Here is a 21,905-nt window from a genome sequence, read left to right as displayed (position 1 = left end):
CCATAATCAGACCAAGACACTAGTGAAGCAGCCCGCCAAGTAGCACTTGTACTGGTTGCTAATACAGCGAATTCCGCTAATATATCGGCCTTTTTGTCTGGCAAGGTATGTAGTCACGACATGACGAGCTTCGTTCCTGGACAGCGCTGGATCAGTGACACCGAAACTGAACAAGGGCTGGGTACCGTTCTGACTTTCGATAGTCGCATGGTAACCCTATTGTTCCCCACCACCGGTGAAACCCGGCTCTACTCCATTAATAACTGCCCGCTATCAAGGGTACAATTTAATCCTGGTGACAAGATAGAAAGTCACGAGGGCTGGACCATGACGGTGACAGAAGTCATCGAAGAGAATGGTCTGCTACTGTATAGAGGCGTTCTTCCCGACGGTAAGCCCAAAGAGCTTCCCGAATCGGAACTGGGCAACTTTATTCATTTCAACAAGCCGCAGGACAGAATGCTGGCGGGTCAAATAGACCAAAACAGCAACTTTTCCCTGCGATACAAAACTCTGTTGAACAATTGTCGACTACTCAGCTCTCCTGTGAGAGGGCTGCTCGGTGCCCGTACCAGCCTGATACCTCATCAGCTGCATATAGCGCGTGAAGTGTCTGGACGTCATGCTCCCAGAGTGATGCTGGCTGACGAAGTCGGCATGGGTAAAACCATTGAAGCCGGTCTCATCCTGCATCAGCAACTGATCACTGAACGAGCCAGTCGGGTATTGATTCTGGTACCGGAAACACTTCAGCATCAGTGGCTGGTTGAAATGCTGCGTCGTTTCAATCTGCACTTCGGACTGTTTGATGAAGAGCGTTGCCGTGCGATTGAAGATGAAAACCCGTTCAACACAGGGCAACTGATTCTCTGCAGCCTGGACTTCCTGAGCCAGTCCGAACATCGTTTTCAGCAAGCTCTTGAGGTCGACTGGGATCTATTGATCGTCGACGAAGCTCACCATCTGGTCTGGTCAGAAGAAAACCCCAGCCGTGAATATCAGGTTGTGGAAACATTGTCGTCACAAATTCCCGGCCTACTGCTGTTGACAGCAACACCTGAACAGATGGGACCCGAAAGTCACTTTGCCCGGCTCCGTCTGCTGGACCCTGATCGTTTCCACGATCTGGTGACCTATCAGGAAGAGGAAAAAAACTATGAGCCGGTGGCCGAAGCGGTTCAGGAGCTGCTGGAAAATAACCACCTGCCGGAAGTCGCCTGTCAGCACCTGACCGGTTTCCTGGGTCACGATTGTCAGCCTCTGATCGACCTGATCAATAATGGCTCTTCTGAACAAAAAGAAACGGCCCGCGAACAGCTACTAAAAACCCTCCTGGACCGCCATGGTACTGGCCGGGTTCTGTTCAGAAATACCCGTGCAGCGGTGGGAGGATTCCCCGGCCGTGTTGTTCAGGGATACGCCCAGAAGCTGCCCGAGCTTTATCAGATTGCCCAGGAAGAAGAAACCGAAGCCCGTGGTTCGCTCTACCCCGAACTGGCTTACCAATCCCATATCTGTGTTGATGATATGGACCCCTGGTGGAAGGTAGACCCACGCATCGACTGGCTGATTAACCTGCTGAAGCTGCTTAAAAAACAGAAAGTGCTGGTGATCTGTGCCAATGCCAATACCGCTCTGGATCTCGAGGACGCTCTCAGAATTCTGTCTGGCATACCCACGGCAGTGTTCCACGAGAACATGACTATCGTAGAGCGGGATCGAGCGGCTGCATGGTTTGCTGATGAGGAATACGGTGCCCAGGTTCTGGTCTGCTCCGAAATTGGCAGTGAAGGTCGCAACTTCCAGTTTGCCCACCACCTGGTGCTCTTTGATCTGCCTGCTCACCCGGATCTGCTGGAACAGCGTATTGGACGACTCGATCGCATTGGCCAGACTGAGACCATCAAAATCCATGTTCCCTTTATAGAGGGCACCGGACAGGAATTAATGTTTCACTGGTATGATCAGGGCCTCAATGCCTTCGCCGATACTTGCCCGTCTGGCAGCATGGTCTTTGAAAAGTTGGGTGAAGCATTCACTGAAGCGCTGGCGCCTGAAAAGAAAACGACACTGGCAGACATTCAACCATTGATCGAAGAAACCGCAGATCTTAATGCAAAAATGAATAAACACCTTCACAATGGTCGGGATCGCCTGCTGGAAATCAACTCCCGTGGCACCCTCTCCAGTGAAGATCTGATTAACGACATCGAAGCACAGGAAGAACCCAGGCAGCTCAAGCGCTATATGGAAAAGCTGTTTGAAGGATTTGGCGTCGAGTCAGAAGATCATTCCAAACATTGCCTCGTTGTGCGCCCGGGCAGCCATATGGTGACCTCCTTCCCGGGCCTTCCGGCTGATGGCATGACCGTCACCTTTGATCGGGATATGGCTCTTTCCCGGGAAGACATGCACTTCCTCACCTGGGAGCACCCCATGGTTCGTGAAAGCATGGACATGCTGCTCACCAGTGAAATGGGCAATACCTCGGTAGCTCTGTTAAAAAACAAGGCACTGAAACCAGGCACCATGCTGCTGGAAGCGATCTATGTCCTTGGAGCCACAGGGGAGAAAAAACTGCAGCTGGATCGGTACCTGCCTGCAACACCGATTCGCTGCCTGATCGATCCCGGCATGAACAACCTCTCGGAAAAAGTGGCCTTCGACACCCTGAACGCCCAACTTCAGCCCGTCAAAAAAGGTATGGCGAAGAAACTGGTGAAAGCGCAACGGGAGCCAATTCTGACCATGCTGGCCAGAGCAGAGCAAGCGGCGAAGGAACAGGTTAACCCGATTGTGACCGAAGCCTGCAAAAACCTGCTAAGCCATGTTACGGAAGAGATCAAGCGGCTGGCTGCCCTGAAAGCAGTGAACCCGAACGTACGTGATGAAGAGATTGAACACCTCAAACTGCGTGCCGCCCTGGGTCATCAATGTCTTCAGAAAGCGATGCTCAGGCTGGATGGTTTGCGATTGATGATCGCCGGTTAACAACGCATAGGGCACTGGCGCGATTTTTTTCGTGTTCAGTGCCATTGGTTGTTGTGTCTTTTTTGTCCTGTTTATAAGCTGACAACACGTTTCTGTTTTTTCGGTCTTGACGAGTGCACCTAAGCCTCAAAATATAAGTCAGAGAGGGCTTTGCTCGTTCAGTTAATTTTAATTATCGAGGTATCGGTAAAGGGTTGTCTGTTGAGAGACTTTCTGCTCAATCTTGCACGGTCTGATGATCAATAACCGCATTTTCGTCTACATCTGCCAATGCCAACCGAGTTAGCCTGTCCCGCTCTTCTTCCTGATCAATCGGGGCTGCAAGAGCTTGTTTAATGATCGACCCGGGTGATCGCTCAAGATGCTGTGCAAACTGTTCCACTTTTTCAGTCAAAAGTACAGGCAAATTGGCAGCAAGTACTTTCGCATCTGTTTGAGCCATGACAATCTCACTCTTAATGAAATATTAATAACAATGAAAAATAATGATTAATTTTGATTAAGTTAAAAAATCGTTTCAGACTCGGATGCCATCAGATCATAGCAATTACTTTTTATAAAAACCCACCTCACCCTCAGGCCGGGTCTTGAATCGGCGATGCAACCACATATACTGATCCGGGTTTTTCTTTACCTGCTCTTCTACAAATTGATTGACCCGGATCGCATCCTGAAGATCATCGCCCCGGGGGAAGTCTTTCCAGGCCTCAAACACCTCAAGAACATAGCCCTCGGAACCCGGTTTTCGGGTGACCACCATGGGCACCACTCTGGCCTTACCCATTTTGGTCATTCTGGAAGTGCCAGTCACCGATGCGGTCTGAACACCAAAGAAAGGAGCAAAAACACTTTGCTTGGGACCATAATCCTGATCGGGAGAGTACCAGACGGTTTTTCCCTGTCTCAGGGATCTCAGCATACCTCTTACATCCCTTCGGCCTAACAGACGACTCCCCCGGTCATAACGCAGACGTTGCCTTCTCTGCATGTATTCAAAAACAGGATTCTTGTGTTCACGATAGGTCGCGTCGACACTGTGCCTTAGCGTAATCAGAGCGCCCGATATTTCTATGGTTGTAAAATGCAGAATCAACAAAAGGTTACCCTGGCCAGTCTCTGAATTGAGATTTTCAAGACCTTTATAGGTCACCAGTCGTTCAAGTCGCTTTCTTGGCCACCACCAGGCCATGATGACTTCCATCAGACCGATGCCAACCGACTCAAAGTTTTTCTGCAACAGGGCGTCCCTTTCCGCCTCACTTATGTGGGGAAAACACTTTTCCAGATTGACCCGGGTAATACGCACCCTGCTACCACCAAAACGCAATAAAAGACGACCTACCAGACGCCCGAGGAGCACCATGACAGAATAAGGAAGCAATGCCACCAGAGCGGTGAACCCCAGTCCCAGCCATACTGGCCAGAACTTTGGTTTCAGGTAGGACCACTGAAAGCGATCGGCTTCCGTAGTGTTACTTAATTCATCCGACTTCATCTATTCACCAGAAACCCTGTTTCAATAAACTTGCATAATCAGCGAAGCATCAGCCTGCCCTTGTCCGGCACTATTATCTCAGCTGCCGGGACCGAGGTCATGTTTCTCAGGGGCTAGCTTGTAAAATGACTTGAGAAATATTGCTTTTGATCGTAGCCTGACAAGCAATGCGGAGCGATAGGCCAGAAAATGAAAGGCATTGTAACTTTTTCCTATTATCCGTCAGATACAGCAAGAACATTGCTGACCTAACTTCCGTAAATAACATGGCCGCCATGAATTCAACTCTGACCTCAAAGCCATCAAAAGCCGCATTCCAGCTCAAAGGCGGCATTTATACGCTGACTACGCTTGAATTGCACAACAGCTGTCTGATCAGCTTTAGCAGGCAGTTGCAGGCGATGTCGGAAAAAGCCCCCCACTTCTTTCAGGAGACACCGGTGGTACTGGCCCTGGAGAAGTTACCAGCAACCATTGATGCCTCTGATCTGAGGGCTATTGCCGGGCGACTAAGGGAGTCCGGTATGATTCTGGTAGCCGTCCGTGGCAGCGAGCAGTTCAGATATACGGCGGAGCGTGCAGGCATAGCCTGGCTACCCTTTCAGAAGACAAAGTCAGAGAAAAATGTGGTCATGATGCAACAGAACGGTCAACCGATGCCGGTCGAACGTCATGAGCCAGCTCGCTTTGAGCAAAAAGAAGAAACCTCAGCCACCTCAGACTCAGAAACAAAAATTATCGATCAACCTGTTCGCTCTGGTCAGCAAGTCTATGCCCCGGGCGACCTGGTTGTACTATCACAGGTCAGTCCGGGTGCAGAATTACTGGCTGGCGGGCACATACACGTCTACGGACTTTTAAGAGGCAAGGCGCTTGCCGGGGTTAATGGCAATCCTGAGGCAAGAATTTTCTGCCATCGATTCGAAGCCGAACTGATTTCCATCAGCGGTCAGTACAAGCTCACCGATCAGACGGAAGAATCATCCTGGAGCCGCCACTGGGGTAAGTCTGTCTTAATAAGGCTTACTGAGGATCACTTGCACATCAGCAGGCTTTAATAAATACTTGAACATTAACCACCACTTACTATTCACAGGATTTGAACTTGGCACGCATAATTGTTGTAACGTCAGGAAAAGGCGGTGTTGGTAAAACCACAACCAGCGCTTCATTTGCCACGGGTCTGGCCATGAAAGGACACAGAACCGTCGTGATTGATTTCGATGTCGGGCTGCGAAATCTCGATCTTATCATGGGATGTGAGCGCAGAGTCGTTTATGATCTTGTGAACGTTATTAATGGCGAAGCAGCTCTTCATCAGGCGCTGATTAAAGACAAGCACACTGAAAATCTGAGCGTATTACCGGCATCACAGACCCGGGACAAAGAAGCACTGACTCTCGAAGGCCTTGAAGCAATTTTTGACGAGCTGGCAAAAGATTTTGAATACATTATCTGCGACTCACCTGCCGGCATTGAGCATGGTGCGCTCATGGCCTTGTACTTCGCAGACGAAGCTATCATAACGACGAACCCCGAGGTTTCTTCCGTCAGGGATTCAGACCGGATTCTGGGTATTTTGCAAAGCAAATCCCGGCGAGCTGAAAAAAAGCTTGATCCTGTTAAAGAGCATCTGTTGCTGACCCGTTATAACCCGACGAGGGTAGAAATGGGCGATATGCTTAATGTTGAAGACGTTCAGGAAATCCTTGCCATCCCTTTGCTGGCCGTTGTTCCTGAATCCAAAGACGTACTGAAGGCATCAAATCACGGTGTTCCGGTTATTCATCAGCAGACCACCGATGCCGGCCAGGCATACAATGATATGGTCGCTCGTTTTCTGGGCGCTGAATTACCCCACCGGTTTATTGAACCTCCGAAAAAAGGCTTTCTCCAGAAAGTTTTTGGGAGTCGTGCATGAGTCTGCTGCAATTTTTTAAATCCAGCAAATCCGAAGGCAGTGCATCAGTGGCCAAAGAACGTCTTCAGATACTGGTTGCTCACGAAAGACTGAACCGTTCTGGCCACGATTTTCTTCCGGCCATGAGACAGGACATACTGAAAGTCGTAGAAAAGTATTTTCAGGTAGCTGAAAACACCATCTCCGTCCGACTGGACAAAGATGGTGACTGCTCCACCCTGGAAGTCAACGTTCAGCTTCCTGAAAGCTCCTGACAGTCAGAGCCACCACCTATCTTTGTGCACATACAGTACTGGCATAGATTACTTCTATGCCAGTATCTTTCCAGCGTTGAATCAAACAGCTGTTTAATACCAATCAAACTTTCTAACTCCCCATTGAGCTGAAGATTTGAGCCTTAATCCTGCGTTGGCGATCGTCGCCACAGCTAAGGCTATGACTCCTCACACCTCCTTGTCTTAAGGCTCAAATCTCCATGCTCATCACAGGAGTTAGAAAGCAAGATTGGTATAACTCACCAGAATTTGACGCCTCCAACAGTTTGCAACGTTTTAATAACACAGCGTTGCAAACTGCAATTGAAACTCTCACTTAAGTACAAATTCAGACTAACCGAATGATTGAGTTGCTGTTATTCTTAAATGGTATCCATGCAAAAGCCAGCACGGTCAGGAAAGACTATGAAACATCACTACTCTGCGCCATTTAAAAGTCGGAAAACCACTATTCGCCCACAGGTTCGCGCATACAATGCAACTGCCTACCCAAAAAACCTGAAGCCTCTGATGAAAAACAGCAGCCAGCTGCCAGCCAGCAAGCCTGAAGGCAACGAATGCTTTGAGCTCGGCTATAACTGATACATTCTGCCGAGCGCCTTCCAAAGCCCAAAGCAGAATAATCATAGGCCTTTATGACTGTTTTAAAGCGACTCAAAATCATTACGCAGGCAAGGAAAGAATCACCTTGCCTGTTGTTTTATTGGATGCCATTAAATCATACGCTTTCTGATATTGCTCTATGGGAAGAACCGTATCAATAATCGGTTTTAATTGGCCCAGAGCAAATAAAGGCCAAACCTTTTCCACTAATTCGGTTAACAACCTTTCTTTTTCGGTAATTGGCAGAAAGCGCAGGGTTGATCCCATCACCTGAATTCTTTTCATTAACAACAGCCCCATATCCAATTGTGCTTTTCGGCCTGCCATTAAACCTATAGTGACAATTCTTCCGCCGTTATTCATTAAAGGCAGGTATCTTTCCAGCCAGTCTCCGGCACAGCAATCCAACACCATATCAAAGGGGCCAAAGGCATTAAGAACTTGCCAATCCTGCCGATGTCTGTTCAGGCCATTTTTTGCTCCCAGCTCTCTGCAGAATTGCAGCTTCTCATCACTGCCGACCACTACCGTTACATCAATGCCAAAATGGTTGCATAATTGAAGAACTGCAGTACCCACACCGCTGGCACCCGCCATCAGCAGAACCTTGTCTCCGGCTTTGACCTTGCCACGATGAAACAGGTTTAGCCAGGCGGTTGTGTAAACCTCAACAATGCCACCTGCCTGCACGAGGCTCAGCGACCCGGGAACCGGCAGCAACAGCCGCTGATCACACACTACGCTGGTCGCCAGTCCTCCACCCGGCAACAACGCACACACCTGCTGACCCGGCAACCACTGGCTGACATTGGCTCCAACCGTCTCAATAATCCCGGAGCATTCCAGTCCCATAACGGGCGTTACACCTTCTGGTGGATTGTAAGTTCCGGCCTGTTGCGACAGGTCGGCACGGTTAAGACCTGCGGCCACTACGCGAACTTTTACCTGATCTTTACCCGGAGGCTTATCGGGAAAAGATCGCCATTGCAACGCCATGTCTATAGCCATAAGTCCGTGAAAGTTTTTGCTCTCTTGCATCTTTACTCAATCCTCGTTGATCAAGCCGATACAGGTATCATGAAAATACCTCCATTATCGAGCTTCATTGAATGAGGGTTTACCAACCTGAAGCGACTCTGACAGTCCACTGACTGGCTGCATTCAGTTATAGACTGTATTATGTCTCAGGGGATATTCACAATCACAAAAGAAAACTGATTGAGAAAGCCCCCAAAGCACTGGTAACTTAAAAATAGAGGTCAACCAATGCTTTGGGATGGGTCTATGGACCAACTGTCTGGGAGCCAGCAGTGCCAAATGCGCCAAACGCAGTATCACCCGGTAACAAAGCTTTGACAGGCTCTGGACTATTTCCGGTGCAAAATAGGCTGAAACGCACGTGCTGAATATTTTGGTACAAGTGTTTCAGGCACAGTGGGATGGAGTGTCCTATAGTCGATGAACGTCGTCTTAGGCACTCTGTAATAAGGACGTAATCCTTCATGAGCCGAGGCGGCACACCCGATATCGAAAAACGACACGGAGCTTCACAATCCATGATACCGACCCTGCTAAACGCCAGGAAAATACCATCGGTTTTTTTTGCCCTGTTCACCGCGCTCTGTTTAACCACCAGCTCGGTTTTTGCCACTGACCAGAATCTTGAGCGCCCGGTTGAAGAACTTAAGCCCAGCCTGCAGCAGGCCATTGCCAGTGTTAATGTGGTGCAACTGCTGTCACGTAACCATTACCGTAAAATTGAGCTGGACAAAGAGAGTGGTGAAAAAGTATTTCAGCGCTATCTCGATCGTCTGGACCCCAACCGCAGCTTCTTCCTGCAAAGCGATATTGATCAGTTTGCCCCCTACAAAGAAAAGCTCGACAGCTCACTCAAGAGCGGCGACCTGAAACCTGCTTTTGAAATATTCAATCGCTACACAGTCAGGGCAGAAGAACGTGCCCGCTACATGTTGGCTCAGGTCAAGCAGGGAGTCGACAAATTGAACCTGAAAAAGAACGAAGACCTGATTGTTGACCGCAAGGAGCAGCCCTGGCTGGCCAATAAAAAGGCCCAGCGTGACCTCTGGAAAAAGCAGTTCAAGGACAGCGTACTGACCTTAAAGCTGAACAACAAAACCGATGAAGAAATTGCAGATCAATTGAAACGACGTAACACCAACCTCTTACGCCGATTGCATCAGAGTAAAAGTGAAGACGTTTTCCAGACCTACATTAATTCTTTCACCGGGATTTTCGATCCCCATACCCAGTATTTTTCGCCTCAGACTGCCGAGAACTTTGACATTAATATGAGCCTTTCTCTGGAAGGTATTGGTGCAGTACTGTCTGCCGAGGATGAATACACAAAAGTGGTCAGCATAGTTCCCGGTGGTCCTGCCGATAAAGCAGGCAAGCTGAAGCCCGGCGATAAAATCATCAGCGTAGGCCAGGGCCAGAAAGGCGCCTTGGAAGATGTCGTAGGAATGCGTCTGGATGATGTGGTTAAACTGATCCGTGGTAAAAAGAAAACCCTGGTCAGACTGGAAGTTATTCCGGGGTCCAGCAAAAGCAGCAACACCCGTATTTACGAAATTATTCGTGACAAGGTCAAGCTGGAAGAACAAGACGCGAAAAGTCACATTCTGGAATTTAAACAGAATAATAAAAACAAGCGTATAGGGGTTATCGAAATTCCTACCTTTTACATAGACTTCAAAGCCGCTCAGTCCGGTGACCCCAACTACAAGAGCACGACGCGCGACGTGCGCAAGCTGCTTGAAAAGCTCAAGAAAGAAAACCTGGACGGCCTGATCATAGACCTTCGTGGCAATGGTGGTGGCTCTTTGCAGGAAGCCAATGAGCTGACTGGCCTGTTTATTGATCAGGGCCCAACAGTTCTGGTTCGGGACAGCAGAGGTCGTACCGAGCGTCAGCAGGACCCGGACCCAACCCAGGTCTTCAGTGGCCCCATGGCCGTTGTGGTTGACCGCCTGAGTGCTTCCGCTTCAGAAATCTTTGCCGGTGCCATGCAAGACTATGGACGGGCACTGGTGATTGGTGGTCAGACTTACGGAAAGGGTACCGTTCAAAGCATTCAGCCGCTTAACCATGGACAGCTGAAACTGACCCTGGCCAAGTTCTACCGTATTTCCGGTCAGAGCACCCAGAACCAGGGTGTGCTGCCCGACATTGCCTTTCCATCACTCTATGACGGACGTGATATCGGCGAAAGCAAACTGCCTGACGCCCTGCCCTGGGACACCATCAAGCCAATCCCTTACAGAAAGTATTCAGATATGAAACCTTATCTGCAACCTCTCGATGATAAGCACCGCAAGCGGACAGATGAGGACCCGGATTTCGTCTATCTGAACGAAATGAAGGAGTACCTGTCCCGCTACGAAAATCAGGAAAAAGTGTCGCTGAACGAAGCAAAGCGCAAGCACGAAATCCAGACCATGCGTAGCCAGAGGCTGGCTATTGAGAACCGGCTAAGAAAGGCCAAAGGGGAACCCCTGTTAAACAATCTGGATGAACTGGAAGCAGCCGAGCAGGAAGAATCTTCTTCAGAAACCAAAAAGAAAAAGAAAGAAACAGACGCCTTTATCAAGGAAGCCGGAATGGTTCTGGTGGATCTGGTTCAAATTCAGACAAAACAAAAAACAGCCAACCGTTAATAACCTCTCAGGGCCTGATTTTCAGGCCCTGCCAGCCTGAAGGGCTCAGCCTCCTGAGAGCTACTAATTATACCTTTCGATAAAAAACACTGGTACAATGTCGCTTAATAAAACAAAAGTGCTCTAAACAGGAAGCTATTCCGGGATTTGTTGCAATGTCCACTGAATGCCTGGCCTCTTCTGCAGTGATCTCTGTTAATAATGCCCATTCACTTCAGGAGTCTTCAAAAACTCCAATCAGGGAACGACCATGTACGCTGTCATTTTCAGAGCTACAGTCAAACAATTGGATCAAGAGTACCTTGAATTGGCCCAGCGCATGCGTGAGCTGGCCCTGGATGAATACGGTTGTATTGAGTTTATAGCCTCTACTGAAGGTGATCAGGAGCTGGCCATCTCATACTGGCCAGACAAAAACAGCATCCATGCCTGGAAGAACAACCCCGAACACCTGATAGCCCAAAAAAAAGGCAAAGCACTCTGGTACCTTGACTACCAAGTGGAAATTGTTGAAGTCCTTCACAAATACTGTGGCTAAAAATCAAATGCCCTAACACCTCTGAAGTGCAATGCTCAAGGAAATCAGCCTGCTCACTTACAACTCAATCCTCTTCCTGAATCCAGAGCTTTGCCGCCTCCAGCTGCTCGTATTTGAAGTGCCTGATTTTTGCGGCAATAAAGTGGCTGGCCATTTTTTCCCTTGCCCCCATCTCTTTTGCATCCGTCACAATGGCAATTTTTCTCAGATGTTTGTGATGGTTTTTCACAAACCGGATGTGGCTGACCAGTGCACCAAAGGATTCCCAGCCGGGAAAGTGATCAGTATGGATAATCAACCCGGCCAGCCCTCCTCTCTCTTCAATCAAAGGATCAATTTGTCGAGCGGCAGAAATAAAATCCTCTTTTGAAAGAGGTCCATGAGGTTCCAGAAGAGCAATGCCGTCTTTCCTGCCCATTTCAATAGAAAGCATATTCGATCCCAGCCTCCGTATGAATGAAATAGAATTGTACTGCAATCACTATAGGTCGGATTACTGTCTTCTCCAATCCATGTCCTGATGGCATGAAATCAACGTTCTTGTTGAATCTTTACGGCAGCTTATTTCAATGACTGACACCTTCAGTCCCGGTATGACTGTTCCCTGTATTCCATCCGGGCTTTCACTTCAGCACAGTATTCAGCTGTGGGTCTTGCCAGAAGGCGGGGGATTCCTATAGGCTCGTCTGATTCAAGACAGTAACCATAGGTACCTGATCGTATACGCTCCAGTGACTGTCTGATCTTGGACAGCAATTTTTGTTCTCGATCTAAAATCCGCAACGAAGTACTGCACTCTTCTTCCCAGGATGCTCTATCACTGTCATCGTTCAATTCCGGTGGGCTGGCCATTTGACTTTTGGCTTCCTGAATCCGAGCTTCTGTCGATTCGTGAAGCAGTAACAGTTGGTGCTTGAAGAAATCCAGTTGCTCAGTATTCATGTAGTCAGACTCTGCAGCCTGTTTGATCTGATCTTCAGTCAACGTGCATTGTCCCAGTGATGTTGTCTTCATTGACTTTCTCCCCAACCAGGAAAAGGATCACTCAAACTTGCCCAGTACTCTTTACCTTTGAGAACCTCGTCTTCTGTTAACAGGCAATAGTCGAGGGCTTTAGTGATGGCGTGTTGATCCAAACCCTGACCAATGAAAACAAGCTCCTGACGCATATCGCCGAAAGGTTCTACCCAGTTACTCTTGATGGAGGCGAGGGAATCTTCATCGGTGGGCCAGTTCTCTTTCGGGACAGCTTTCCAAAACATCCCTGCGAAACCATAACGTGCAATACCGCCAGCCTGACTCCATTGGCCTGCAAATTCCGGACGGGAGGCCAACCAAAAGTAGCCTTTGGATCGAATCAGTTTTCCATAGTCTCTTGCCGAGTGGAGAAACTGGTAAAACTTTTCTGGATGAAAGGGTCGGCGGGCGGTGTAACTAAAACTTCCAATGCCGTATTCTTCGGTTTCCGGCAAATGTTCCCCGCGCATTTCCTTAAGCCAGCCTGGCGCTGATTGTGCGCGCTCAAAGTCAAACAGCCCAGTGTTTAATACTTCGTCAACATTTACCTGACCATGAGCAATGGGAATGATTCGGGCATTGGTATTGAGTGTTTTCAGAATCGCAGTCAAACGTTCCAGTTCGGGTTGTTCTATCAAATCGGTTTTGCTGATTAGTAGTATATCGGCGAACTCAACCTGATCTACCAATAAATCAGCGACACTGCGTTCATCCTCTTCACCTAAAGACTCCCCGGTTTCCTGAAGGTATTTCGCCTCGTCATAATCCTTGAGGAAGTTCACCGCATCTACCACAGTGATCATTGTATCCAGCGTGGCGACATCAGACAGTGATTCACCCTTTTCATCAGCAAAGGTAAAGGTTTCAGCGACGGGTAAAGGCTCGGAAATGCCGGTGGATTCAATCACCAGGTAATCAAAACGTGCCTCCTGTGCCAGTTTGTTGATCTCCAGCAACAGATCTTCGCGCAAGGTACAACAAATACAGCCATTACTCATCTCCACCAGCTTCTCCTCCTGGTGACTCAGTGAGACTTCGTTTTTTACCTGTGCTGCATCGATATTGATTTCGCTCATATCGTTAACGATAACGGCCACTTTTTTACCTTGACGGTTGTTAAGAATGTGGCTCAGTACAGTGGTTTTTCCTGCGCCAAGAAAGCCTGACAGCACAGTGACGGGTAGTTGAGTCATGACGGATAGTTCCGGTCCAAGTGAATATGCGGTTGAGTACGCCCTGAATTGTTATGTTATATTATAACCATTTAAATTTAGTCAACTACTACTGAATGCTTGTTTTAACCTGAGCCCCGGTCATGATGATCGGGAAATGACAACCTATCTCCAAAAGATTCGGCTTTGGCGGCGCCAACATCTGCCTGGTGTTTACCCTTGTCGTGGGTAAACATCAGTGCCTCTCACAACCGACCCCGATGCCGGTTTTTTTATATCAATTGCATTTTCTGAGTCCCATCAGGGCGAGCCCATGGAAGAGATGCAAGATGCCGTTGAAATCAGCATGGAACTTTTTCATAACTGCCAATGTCTAATTTAAAGAATGATCAGAACTTTTGTACCAAGTTAGAGAGGTTGACCATTTAATTTTTCAAGGAGGACTTGATGATGAGAGAAGCATGGATTCAGCCAGGAAACAATAACAGACTGCTCGACCAATGGCGCGCTAAAATCGGTCAAGAGACAGGGGATACCACTCAACCAACATTTAGTGGCCGGTTTATTGCCAGATACGATAACTTTTTAGATAAAAACTTAATGCTTAAGGTATACAAGGACGCAAAAGAAGCCAGAAGCTTTGATGCCTTTGCCGATAACAGATTAGAGTATCTGGCCCATGAAAAAGAAATGAAATACTACCCAAATTTCCTGGACAGCAGTCCCCACAAGGATCGCTATAATGTGCCAGTGCTCGGGGCATTTTGTTCAGGTGAAATGCTGGCACCCGTTATCGCATTTGACAGGTCTTGTAAATTAGCTGACGAAGATCAGGTGAGAGCCTATCTTGAGAAAAAAAATGTCACTGAATCAGTGGCTGATTTCACCTGTTCCAGCCTGGAAAAAATGGCTCAACTAGGCAATTGGTCCGATCAGAGAGTGCCATTTCACGCCAGCATACTAAAATATACGCTCAATTCAGACTTCCCGGAAATATCGCATCTGGGTTGGCATTATGACTGGACCAGTTTATCAATGTTAACAGTCGTTTCGCCATGCGAGCAGGAAAACGGTACATACTCCGGCGGAGAGCTGTCTTTTGCTGAACGCGCACAAGAAACGTTTTTTTCCAGACTTTATTCTAAGTTTTTTTATACGCCAAGCTACATTCCTGAAACGGTCAAAACGTATTCCTATCCAGAAAGTGGCTGCTTTTTTTTCGAGAACCTCTGGTCGGAACACAAAGTGAACAAGATGAGTCTGGTTGCAGGGGAATCCTGTGAACGCGTCCTGTTTACCCTGTTCGCAAATCCGAATTTAGAACAACTGATGTCCTTTTTGAGCCGAAATTCAGACAAAAATCTGGTGACAAAAGATGGGCTTTGAAGTCAGTGACTTTGAGTGCTGCGAGGGGTTCGAAATTCTCCGAGACATATTTCTCTGCTTTATCGCTTGTCTCGCTGGCCGGGTTTCTTTATATTCGAGAAACTGAATAGCACTCAAATCAAGAATAAGAATCCATGAACATTGCTATCTATATATACGACAATGCAGAAGTACTGGATTTTTCCGGTCCTTATGAAGTGTTTTCAACAGCCAGCCGGGTCTGTGCAGACGGCGAGCCTTTTAATGTCTTTCTGATAGGAGAGACTGGTGAAACCGTTACTGCCCGAGCCGGATACAGCGTGAACCCTGACTATGGGTTCTACAATCACCCCCCTGTTGACTTACTGATGGTGGTTGGCGGTGTCTATCATGCTGAATTGAAAAAGCCTCAGGTACTGGACTGGCTTCGAACTTTTTCAGCCAGTGCACACATGACAACATCCGTTTGCACTGGCGCTTTTATCCTGGCCGAAGCGGGCATTCTAACCGATCAGAAAGTCACTACTCACTGGGAAGATATTCCTGACCTGAGGCAACATTATCCACAACTGCTTGTGGTCTCTGACCAGCGCTGGGTAAAAGACGGCTCTATTATGACATCAGCCGGTATTACCGCCGGAATCGATATGAGTCTTTCCCTGGTGAGTTTGCTGCACAGTCAGGAACTTGCTGAGAAAACTGCAAGACAGATGGACTTTGTATGGATGCAGGAGCCAGAGCAACGCAGGAGCAGTTGCCGCGAGCACCTGAGCAATGAGTCAGAAAATATGATTTCCTATGGTTGAGTACTTACGGGCTTCGATGCAAAACCATCTGGTCGTTTGATCGCAAAGTTTCATGCCTCGGTCAGTTCAGCTTGCTCAGGGACTTTGATCATTGATCCGGAACTTATTGAAGCAGTGATTGACTGAGACTAAAACCTTACTCAAATGAAGTCACTGTTTCATTTGCTTACACAGCCAATGGCTCTTAAACTTCACAATCATCCGATCCTTTTGACTTAAGTCCGACTGCATCTGGGTGGCCTCGTCCTAGGAGCCTGACCGAGAATAGCGCCCGTAGCGAGGACGGCAGAAAATTGAGGATGAAAATTCGGTTTTGTGAGGAGAATAGCGAGCTATTTGACGAACAAAAGCGGATTTTCAGACCAATTTGCTGCCACCGCAGTAGGGCAGTCTATTCTCGGTCAGGCTCCTAGTCAGGCGACCTCTCTGACACTTTCTGAGCGGCTACCTTGACCTTAAGAAGTTTGTTCTGCGTTTCTACAGGAACGAATCGGAGGCTTTGTATGTCTGTTAATCAATGTCCGATTATGCATCATGCCGCTGGCAGTGGTACTTCCAACCAGGATTGGTGGCCCAATCGATTAAATCTGGAAATTCTGCGTCAACACGGTGGTGCTTCAAACCCGATGGGTGCGCATTTCGATTATGCGGCTGAGTTCAACAGCCTGGATTTCGGGGCGGTCAAGACCGACCTCACATCACTGATGACCGACTCCCAGTCCTGGTGGCCCGCCGACTTTGGTCATTATGGTCCTCTCTTTGTCCGGATGGCCTGGCACAGTGCCGGAACCTATCGCAATCTTGATGGCCGTGGTGGTGCAGGAACGGGTAGCCAGCGTTTTGCCCCCCTTAACAGTTGGCCAGATAATGCCAATCTCGACAAGGCCCGTCGTTTGCTCTGGCCTGTTAAACAGAAATACGGCCGAAAACTGTCCTGGGCTGACCTGCTGATTCTGACAGGTAATGTGGCTCTGGAAACAATGGGCTTTAAAACCTTTGGCTTTGCCGGCGGGCGAGTAGATATCTGGGAATCAGAAAAAGATATTTACTGGGGCAACGAGAAAACCTGGCTGGGAGACGAGCGCCACATCGGTGAACGTAATCTGGAAAAGCCACTGGCCGCCGTCGAGATGGGCCTGATCTATGTTAACCCCGAAGGTCCTAATGGCAATCCTGACCCAAAAGCTGCTGCTATGGAAATCCGGAGTACTTTTGCACGCATGGCGATGGACGATGAGGAGACCGTTGCCCTGATTGCAGGTGGCCATACTTTTGGCAAGTGTCACGGGGCGGGTGACCCATCTCTGGTCGGTCCTGAACCCGAAGCAGCAGACATAACCGAGCAGGGACTGGGATGGAGCAGCAGCCATGGATCTGGAAAAGCCGGCGATACCATTACGGGTGGTCCGGAAGTGACCTGGACCAGCCAGCCAACCCAGTGGAGCAACCTGTATTTTGAAAATCTGTTCCAACACGAATGGGAACTGACCAAAAGTCCGGCCGGAGCCTATCAATGGGTGGCCAAAGACAGTGAAGACACTATTCCTGATGCCCATGATCCAACAAAACGTCATCAGCCCACCATGCTGACTACCGATCTGTCACTTCGTTTTGACGCAGCTTATGAAAAGATATCCAGAAACTTTTATGAACATCCGGATCAGTTTGCCGATGCCTTTGCCCGAGCCTGGTTTAAGCTGACTCATCGGGACATGGGACCCATTTCACGCTACCTGGGTCCGGAAGTGCCCAGCGAAGTAATGATCTGGCAAGACCCCATTCCTTCTGTTGATCATGAACTGATCAATAGGGAGGATCAGGCTGTGCTCAAGCAACAGATTCTGGGTTCTACTCTCTCAATCAGTGAACTGGTATCAACCGCCTGGGCTTCTGCCTCAACCTTCAGAGGCTCGGATATGCGTGGTGGCGCCAATGGCGCCAGAATCCGGCTGGAGCCCCAGAAAAGTTGGGAGGTCAACAGGCCAGAACAACTTACTCGCGTTCTGCAGCAGCTTGAAGATATCCAGCAAGCGTTCAATGGTTCTCAATCAGGTAACAAAAAGATTTCCCTGGCCGACCTGATTGTCCTGGGTGGTTGTGCCGCTGTTGAACAGTCTGCTAAAAATGCAGGCTACACTATTGACCTGAAATTCAACCCTGGTCGTATGGATGCTTTACAGCAGCAAACGGATGTTCAGAGCTTCCGGCTACTGGAGCCTCTAGCGGACGGCTTCAGAAACTATCAAAAAAATACTATGGATGTTCCTGCGGAAGCACTTTTAATCGACAAGGCTCAGCTGTTGACCCTGACTATCCCTGAAATGACGGTACTTGTTGCTGGCATGCGTGTTCTGAATACCAACAGTGACCAGAGTCAGCATGGGGTTTTCACCTCTAAATCAGATGCCCTGAGCAATGATTTCTTTATCAATCTGCTGAATATGGACACTGAGTGGAAAGCTACATCGGTGGATGAAAATATTTTTGAAGGACACGATCGTAAAACCGGGGCCAGTCAGTGGAGCGCAACCCGGGTAGATCTGATTTTTGGTTCAAACTCCGAACTCCGTGCAGTAGCCGAAGTCTATGGTTCGGACGACGCCGGTGAGAAGTTTGTTCACGACTTCGCTGCCGCCTGGCTGAAAGTGATGGATCTTGACCGGTTCGACCTCAGGGATTCCTGATTGCTTCAACCAATACAAAAACCGCCAGAATCAGCTGGCGGTTTTTTTTAAGTACTGAAAAATACTTCAGTCTCAGGCATTAGCTTGCCGGATGACATCGACAGCCTGACCATTCTCTTCAGCAGAGATACAGGCTGCAGCAGTGAACAAAACGTCGGTTGAACTGTTCAATGCCGTTTCAGCGGAATCCTGGATAACACCGATGATAAAACCAACGGCAACAACCTGCATAGCCACATCAGCAGAGATGCCGAACAGGCTGCAAGCCAGAGGAATCAGCAGCAAAGAGCCACCTGCCACACCTGAGGCGCCGCAGGCAGACACAGCAGCAATCAGGCTCAGAATCAGAGCCGTTGGCATGTCCACCTGGATACCCAGAGTATTGACAGCAGCAAGAGTCATTACAGTGATGGTGATGGCAGCGCCCGCCATGTTGATGGTCGCTCCCAGAGGAATGGATACAGAGTATGTATCCTCATGCAGGTTCAACTTTTTGCAAAGCTCCATGTTCACTGGAATGTTAGCGGCGGAGCTACGGGTGAAAAATGCGGTTACACCACTTTCACGCAGGCATTGGAAAATCAGTGGGTATGGGTTGCGCCTGAGTTTGGCGAACACGATCAGCGGGTTCACGACCAGCGCAATAATCAGCATACAACCGATCAGAACCATCAACAGCTGCCCGTACTCAGCCAGAGCAGAGAAACCAGTCTGGGCTATGGTGTTGGCGACCAGACCGAAGATACCAAAAGGTGCCAGCTGGATAACAAACCGAACGACGTTGGATACCGCATCGGAAAGGTCATGAATAAAACGCTTGGTGCTATCAGAAGCACGATGCAGAGCAAGCCCCAGTGCGATAGCCCATGTCAGAATACCGATAAAATTACCGGTCATCAGAGCTTCAACGGGATTCTGGACAATGTTGAACAACAGGGTGTTCAGAACTTCACCAATGCCCTGGGGCGGGTTGGCACTGGCTTCATTAGTGACCAGAGTGAGAGTAACCGGAAAAGCAAAGCTCATGGCAACGGCCGTCAGAGAGGCCGCCAGGGTGCCGATCAGGTAGAGGCTGATGATGGGCCTCATGTTGGTGTGCTGACCTTTCTTCTGGTTGGCAATAGAAGCCACCACTAGTACAAAGACCAGAACAGGTGCTATTGCTTTGAGGGAACCAACGAACAGAGAACCCAGCAAAGAGAAAGAGATAGCGGTATCAGGAGCGACGACCCCAAGGCCTGCCCCCATTACAATACCTGCGATTATCCTCAGAACCAGGCTCGTGCTGGCCATGCGTTCGAATAGAGATTGAGTTTCACCCATACCATACCCCACTTTATTTATAATGAAATTGACGCCCTTTCAGACAATCAGTTGACGATCGGGGAAAGGCTGAGCTCCCGGCTTTTGGCTGTTTGCTCATCAATCTTTCCGTACCATTCCCCTCGTCTGAAAGGCCCCTGGATATAACGGAAATCACCTATCGGGCGATCATTTTATAAGCAGTTCACACAAATCAAGTGCCCAAAACTAATGGATCAGGCCCTCTGCATTATTGATATAAGTTATATATTTAGACCGTTATTCTACAGAGTAAGTTCACTATTACTTTTCCGCCAGCTGGCTCAGTGGTCATTTCAGTGGAGGCATTGCGTCACTTTGCCCCTGACCCTGTTGATCTTTATGCGTGGGATAAAAATCAGCTTTACCCATCGTTTATTGGCCTTTAAAGCTTTTTTCCTGTTCATTTATTGAACTCAGCAGTGAGGATAGAGAGTCCGGGATGACACGTCATTGTGGATTGAACGGTAATGGGAAGGGTTTCCCTCGAGACATTAATCAGTAAATCACATGAACAATAGGTATATTCGCTCTCTGACACTGTCTTCTGCCGAAAAAGCAATCACAGCCAAAGGAAGTTAGCTCGTTGTTTGAATCACGAAAGTATCCGTTTCAAGTCTCTTTTTGAGCGGTATAATCTGAAACAGGCATTAAAAGTGCCGAACGACAGTGATGCAAACATTACCACAATGGCAAACACGCCGGAACTTCATGCGCCTTTCGTCGCTGGACTGCCAGTCGCCCCCCAGACCAGGTTGAAAGTTTAATCCATCAAGTTTGCACGTTTACCAGCACACCTCTTCAACGAACCGGAAATTTATGTACCGTAAAATGTCTTTTAACGATTCATCATCGGAAGTGATTAATAAATACCGCGGAACGGTCAGTGGACGCTGGTTTGACCTGATTAATCTGCAATTACAGAAACATGGGGTGGATCCATTACCTCCCGAGCATTTCAATATTCCTCTTGAAAGCTGGTCATACTGCGACAGGCCAGTCCCGGTTGATGGCGCTCGCAGGCTGCTCTACTGGGCCGTGGAGCAAACTGATAACCCGCTGTTACCGGTCGATCTGGGGCTTTCACTCCAACCGCTTGATATCAAGTCGCTGGGTATCGTCTTATGGAGTGCTGCATCACTCAGGCAACGAATTGAAAAACTGGAGATGTATCAATCATTGGTCACGACAACTACCCGAATCATCTTCAATGAAAAAGCCGGGACAGCCACATTATTATTAATTGACAGTGACGCTCTCGATAAACAGGTCAACCTGACCACACATGGCATGATGGCCCTGGTTTCAGCTGTTACCAGGGTAATACGCTGGGACAATGAAGCCAAAATCACGATACACCTGCCATTTGAACAACCGACATACCACAAAAGACTTGAGGGGAAATTGGAAAGTACTCTGAAATTCTCCATGTCTCAGTTTCGCATAGAATTCAGTGTTGATGCACTGGATCAGCCTCTGCGCACCTCTGACCCAGAGCTGCTTCAGGCAAATGAGTCACTGGTTCAGAAAAAGCTGTTAATGATCGAAAAAAGCAACCTTGTTTTAAAAGTCAGTCGCTCACTCCTGGAGTTGAGCCCGCTTATACCGCCAACGACTGGTGAAATGGCAAGCCTGATGAATATGAGCAGTCGTACATTCCAGAGAAAACTGACAGAGCTGGGGCTGAGTTACCGGGAACTGGTTAACAAAATACGCCATGAAAAAGCGATTGCCCTGATTGAGTCCGGCGATACGCCCCTTTCCACTGTCGCCTATGAGTTAGGGTTTGGCGATTTGAGCAGTTTTTCCAGAGCGTTTAAAAGCTGGACAGGTTTGTCGCCAAGGCAGTACCACAATGTCCAATCCTTCAACGTTTAAAAATAAAACGGTACGAAATATGGCTCAAATCAAACCCTTTATTGACAGTCGGTAACAAACAAGCACATGGCGCACTCTGCCAAGTTTTTGATGGAACATTGATGTAAAGTGAAGACCTCAACGTTACCAGACAAGACCCTGA

General features: G+C 48.4%; 18 protein-coding genes. 11 read left to right on the top strand and 7 right to left on the bottom strand.

Features of this window, described 5'->3' with window-relative positions:
* The first annotated feature begins 120 nt into the window (after positions 1-120).
* Positions 121-2,991, top strand: coding sequence for an RNA polymerase-associated protein RapA (gene rapA, locus ACO6V5_RS03355; RefSeq protein WP_422410296.1), 2,871 nt, complete (start codon positions 121-123; stop codon positions 2,989-2,991).
* 217 nt (positions 2,992-3,208) lie between these two features.
* Here rapA and ACO6V5_RS03350 read toward each other — a convergent pair whose 3' ends face one another.
* Together ACO6V5_RS03350 and lpxL are read right to left on the bottom strand one after the other, a co-directional pair.
* The gene (locus tag ACO6V5_RS03350; protein ID WP_422410294.1) at positions 3,209-3,433 is read right to left on the bottom strand and encodes a CopG family ribbon-helix-helix protein; all 225 of its coding nucleotides are present in this window, start codon (positions 3,431-3,433) and stop codon (positions 3,209-3,211) included.
* Between the two features lie 105 nt (positions 3,434-3,538).
* Positions 3,539-4,486 (bottom strand): LpxL/LpxP family Kdo(2)-lipid IV(A) lauroyl/palmitoleoyl acyltransferase, encoded by a 948-nt coding sequence (lpxL, locus tag ACO6V5_RS03345; protein WP_422134338.1) that lies wholly within the window; start codon positions 4,484-4,486, stop codon positions 3,539-3,541.
* A gap of 275 nt (positions 4,487-4,761) precedes the next feature.
* Here lpxL and minC point away from each other — a divergent pair, with 275 nt between their 5' ends.
* The 4 genes from minC to ACO6V5_RS03325 all read left to right on the top strand — a co-directional run bounded on the left by minC (position 4,762) and on the right by ACO6V5_RS03325 (position 7,264).
* Positions 4,762-5,544 carry a septum site-determining protein MinC gene (minC, locus tag ACO6V5_RS03340; protein WP_422410292.1) on the top strand — a complete coding sequence of 261 codons (783 nt, stop codon included), beginning with the start codon at positions 4,762-4,764 and terminating at the stop codon, positions 5,542-5,544.
* Positions 5,545-5,591: 47 nt separating this feature from the next.
* Positions 5,592-6,407, top strand: coding sequence for a septum site-determining protein MinD (gene minD, locus ACO6V5_RS03335; protein ID WP_317142193.1), 816 nt, complete (start codon positions 5,592-5,594; stop codon positions 6,405-6,407).
* On the top strand, positions 6,404-6,661 hold the full coding sequence (gene minE / locus ACO6V5_RS03330) for a cell division topological specificity factor MinE (protein ID WP_422134340.1): 258 nt from the start codon (positions 6,404-6,406) through the stop codon (positions 6,659-6,661). Before minD ends, minE begins: the two co-directional genes overlap by 4 nt.
* A gap of 426 nt (positions 6,662-7,087) precedes the next feature.
* Positions 7,088-7,264: a hypothetical protein gene (locus ACO6V5_RS03325; RefSeq protein ID WP_422134341.1), complete on the top strand. Its 177-nt coding sequence runs from the start codon at positions 7,088-7,090 to the stop codon at positions 7,262-7,264.
* 81 nt (positions 7,265-7,345) lie between these two features.
* Here the strand turns inward: ACO6V5_RS03325 and ACO6V5_RS03320 are convergent, their stop codons facing one another.
* A complete protein-coding gene (locus ACO6V5_RS03320; protein WP_422410289.1) occupies positions 7,346-8,323 on the bottom strand; it encodes an NAD(P)H-quinone oxidoreductase in 978 nt (325 codons plus the stop codon).
* Positions 8,324-8,787: 464 nt separating this feature from the next.
* Between ACO6V5_RS03320 and ACO6V5_RS03315 the strand changes: the two genes are divergently transcribed.
* On the top strand, positions 8,788-10,962 hold the full coding sequence (locus ACO6V5_RS03315) for a carboxy terminal-processing peptidase (RefSeq protein ID WP_422410287.1): 2,175 nt from the start codon (positions 8,788-8,790) through the stop codon (positions 10,960-10,962).
* Positions 10,963-11,212: 250 nt separating this feature from the next.
* Positions 11,213-11,500, top strand: a complete 288-nt coding sequence (locus tag ACO6V5_RS03310) for an antibiotic biosynthesis monooxygenase family protein (RefSeq protein ID WP_422410285.1) — start codon at positions 11,213-11,215, stop codon at positions 11,498-11,500.
* A 64-nt stretch (positions 11,501-11,564) separates the two neighbouring features.
* Here ACO6V5_RS03310 and ACO6V5_RS03305 read toward each other — a convergent pair whose 3' ends face one another.
* The 3 genes from ACO6V5_RS03305 to zigA all read right to left on the bottom strand — a co-directional run bounded on the left by ACO6V5_RS03305 (position 11,565) and on the right by zigA (position 13,710).
* Positions 11,565-11,933, bottom strand: a complete 369-nt coding sequence (locus tag ACO6V5_RS03305; RefSeq protein WP_422134347.1) for an STAS/SEC14 domain-containing protein — start codon at positions 11,931-11,933, stop codon at positions 11,565-11,567.
* 149 nt (positions 11,934-12,082) lie between these two features.
* Positions 12,083-12,514, bottom strand: a complete 432-nt coding sequence (locus ACO6V5_RS03300) for a TraR/DksA family transcriptional regulator (RefSeq protein ID WP_422134348.1) — start codon at positions 12,512-12,514, stop codon at positions 12,083-12,085.
* Positions 12,511-13,710: a zinc metallochaperone GTPase ZigA gene (gene zigA, locus ACO6V5_RS03295; RefSeq protein WP_422410282.1), complete on the bottom strand. Its 1,200-nt coding sequence runs from the start codon at positions 13,708-13,710 to the stop codon at positions 12,511-12,513. Before zigA ends, ACO6V5_RS03300 begins: the two co-directional genes overlap by 4 nt.
* Positions 13,711-14,136: 426 nt before the next feature.
* Here zigA and ACO6V5_RS03290 point away from each other — a divergent pair, with 426 nt between their 5' ends.
* The 3 genes from ACO6V5_RS03290 to katG all read left to right on the top strand — a co-directional run bounded on the left by ACO6V5_RS03290 (position 14,137) and on the right by katG (position 18,544).
* The gene (locus ACO6V5_RS03290) at positions 14,137-15,075 is read left to right on the top strand and encodes a hypothetical protein (RefSeq protein ID WP_422410280.1); all 939 of its coding nucleotides are present in this window, start codon (positions 14,137-14,139) and stop codon (positions 15,073-15,075) included.
* 134 nt (positions 15,076-15,209) lie between these two features.
* Complete coding sequence (locus tag ACO6V5_RS03285; protein ID WP_422410278.1) at positions 15,210-15,860, top strand: DJ-1/PfpI family protein; 651 nt, start codon at positions 15,210-15,212, stop codon at positions 15,858-15,860.
* 503 nt (positions 15,861-16,363) lie between these two features.
* Entirely contained in the window at positions 16,364-18,544 is a 2,181-nt protein-coding gene (gene katG / locus ACO6V5_RS03280; RefSeq protein ID WP_422410276.1) for a catalase/peroxidase HPI, read from the top strand.
* A gap of 72 nt (positions 18,545-18,616) precedes the next feature.
* On the opposite strand, the gene sstT is transcribed toward katG, so the two are convergent.
* Positions 18,617-19,867 carry a serine/threonine transporter SstT gene (sstT, locus tag ACO6V5_RS03275; protein ID WP_422134353.1) on the bottom strand — a complete coding sequence of 417 codons (1,251 nt, stop codon included), beginning with the start codon at positions 19,865-19,867 and terminating at the stop codon, positions 18,617-18,619.
* 849 nt (positions 19,868-20,716) lie between these two features.
* Between sstT and ACO6V5_RS03270 the strand changes: the two genes are divergently transcribed.
* Positions 20,717-21,763 carry a helix-turn-helix domain-containing protein gene (locus ACO6V5_RS03270; RefSeq protein ID WP_422138386.1) on the top strand — a complete coding sequence of 349 codons (1,047 nt, stop codon included), beginning with the start codon at positions 20,717-20,719 and terminating at the stop codon, positions 21,761-21,763.
* Positions 21,764-21,905 lie beyond the last annotated feature (142 nt).

Source organism: Endozoicomonas sp. ALD068 (genome assembly GCF_049310145.1).
GTDB lineage: Bacteria > Pseudomonadota > Gammaproteobacteria > Pseudomonadales > Endozoicomonadaceae > Endozoicomonas_A.
This window is presented reverse-complemented; position numbering and strand designations above follow the sequence as displayed.

What these genes read in the sequence shown, in the direction of transcription:
- rapA (WP_422410296.1), top strand. Translation starts at nt 121, where the DNA reads ATGACGAGCTTCGTTCCTGGACAGCGCTGGATCAGTGACACCGAAACT.
- ACO6V5_RS03350 (WP_422410294.1), bottom strand. Translation starts at nt 3,433, where the DNA reads ATGGCTCAAACAGATGCGAAAGTACTTGCTGCCAATTTGCCTGTACTT.
- lpxL (WP_422134338.1), bottom strand. Translation starts at nt 4,486, where the DNA reads ATGAAGTCGGATGAATTAAGTAACACTACGGAAGCCGATCGCTTTCAG.
- minC (WP_422410292.1), top strand. Translation starts at nt 4,762, where the DNA reads ATGAATTCAACTCTGACCTCAAAGCCATCAAAAGCCGCATTCCAGCTC.
- minE (WP_422134340.1), top strand. Translation starts at nt 6,404, where the DNA reads ATGAGTCTGCTGCAATTTTTTAAATCCAGCAAATCCGAAGGCAGTGCA.
- ACO6V5_RS03325 (WP_422134341.1), top strand. Translation starts at nt 7,088, where the DNA reads ATGAAACATCACTACTCTGCGCCATTTAAAAGTCGGAAAACCACTATT.
- ACO6V5_RS03320 (WP_422410289.1), bottom strand. Translation starts at nt 8,323, where the DNA reads ATGCAAGAGAGCAAAAACTTTCACGGACTTATGGCTATAGACATGGCG.
- ACO6V5_RS03315 (WP_422410287.1), top strand. Translation starts at nt 8,788, where the DNA reads ATGAGCCGAGGCGGCACACCCGATATCGAAAAACGACACGGAGCTTCA.
- ACO6V5_RS03310 (WP_422410285.1), top strand. Translation starts at nt 11,213, where the DNA reads ATGTACGCTGTCATTTTCAGAGCTACAGTCAAACAATTGGATCAAGAG.
- ACO6V5_RS03305 (WP_422134347.1), bottom strand. Translation starts at nt 11,933, where the DNA reads ATGCTTTCTATTGAAATGGGCAGGAAAGACGGCATTGCTCTTCTGGAA.
- ACO6V5_RS03300 (WP_422134348.1), bottom strand. Translation starts at nt 12,514, where the DNA reads ATGAAGACAACATCACTGGGACAATGCACGTTGACTGAAGATCAGATC.
- zigA (WP_422410282.1), bottom strand. Translation starts at nt 13,710, where the DNA reads ATGACTCAACTACCCGTCACTGTGCTGTCAGGCTTTCTTGGCGCAGGA.
- ACO6V5_RS03290 (WP_422410280.1), top strand. Translation starts at nt 14,137, where the DNA reads ATGATGAGAGAAGCATGGATTCAGCCAGGAAACAATAACAGACTGCTC.
- ACO6V5_RS03285 (WP_422410278.1), top strand. Translation starts at nt 15,210, where the DNA reads ATGAACATTGCTATCTATATATACGACAATGCAGAAGTACTGGATTTT.
- katG (WP_422410276.1), top strand. Translation starts at nt 16,364, where the DNA reads ATGTCTGTTAATCAATGTCCGATTATGCATCATGCCGCTGGCAGTGGT.
- sstT (WP_422134353.1), bottom strand. Translation starts at nt 19,867, where the DNA reads ATGGGTGAAACTCAATCTCTATTCGAACGCATGGCCAGCACGAGCCTG.
- ACO6V5_RS03270 (WP_422138386.1), top strand. Translation starts at nt 20,717, where the DNA reads ATGTCTTTTAACGATTCATCATCGGAAGTGATTAATAAATACCGCGGA.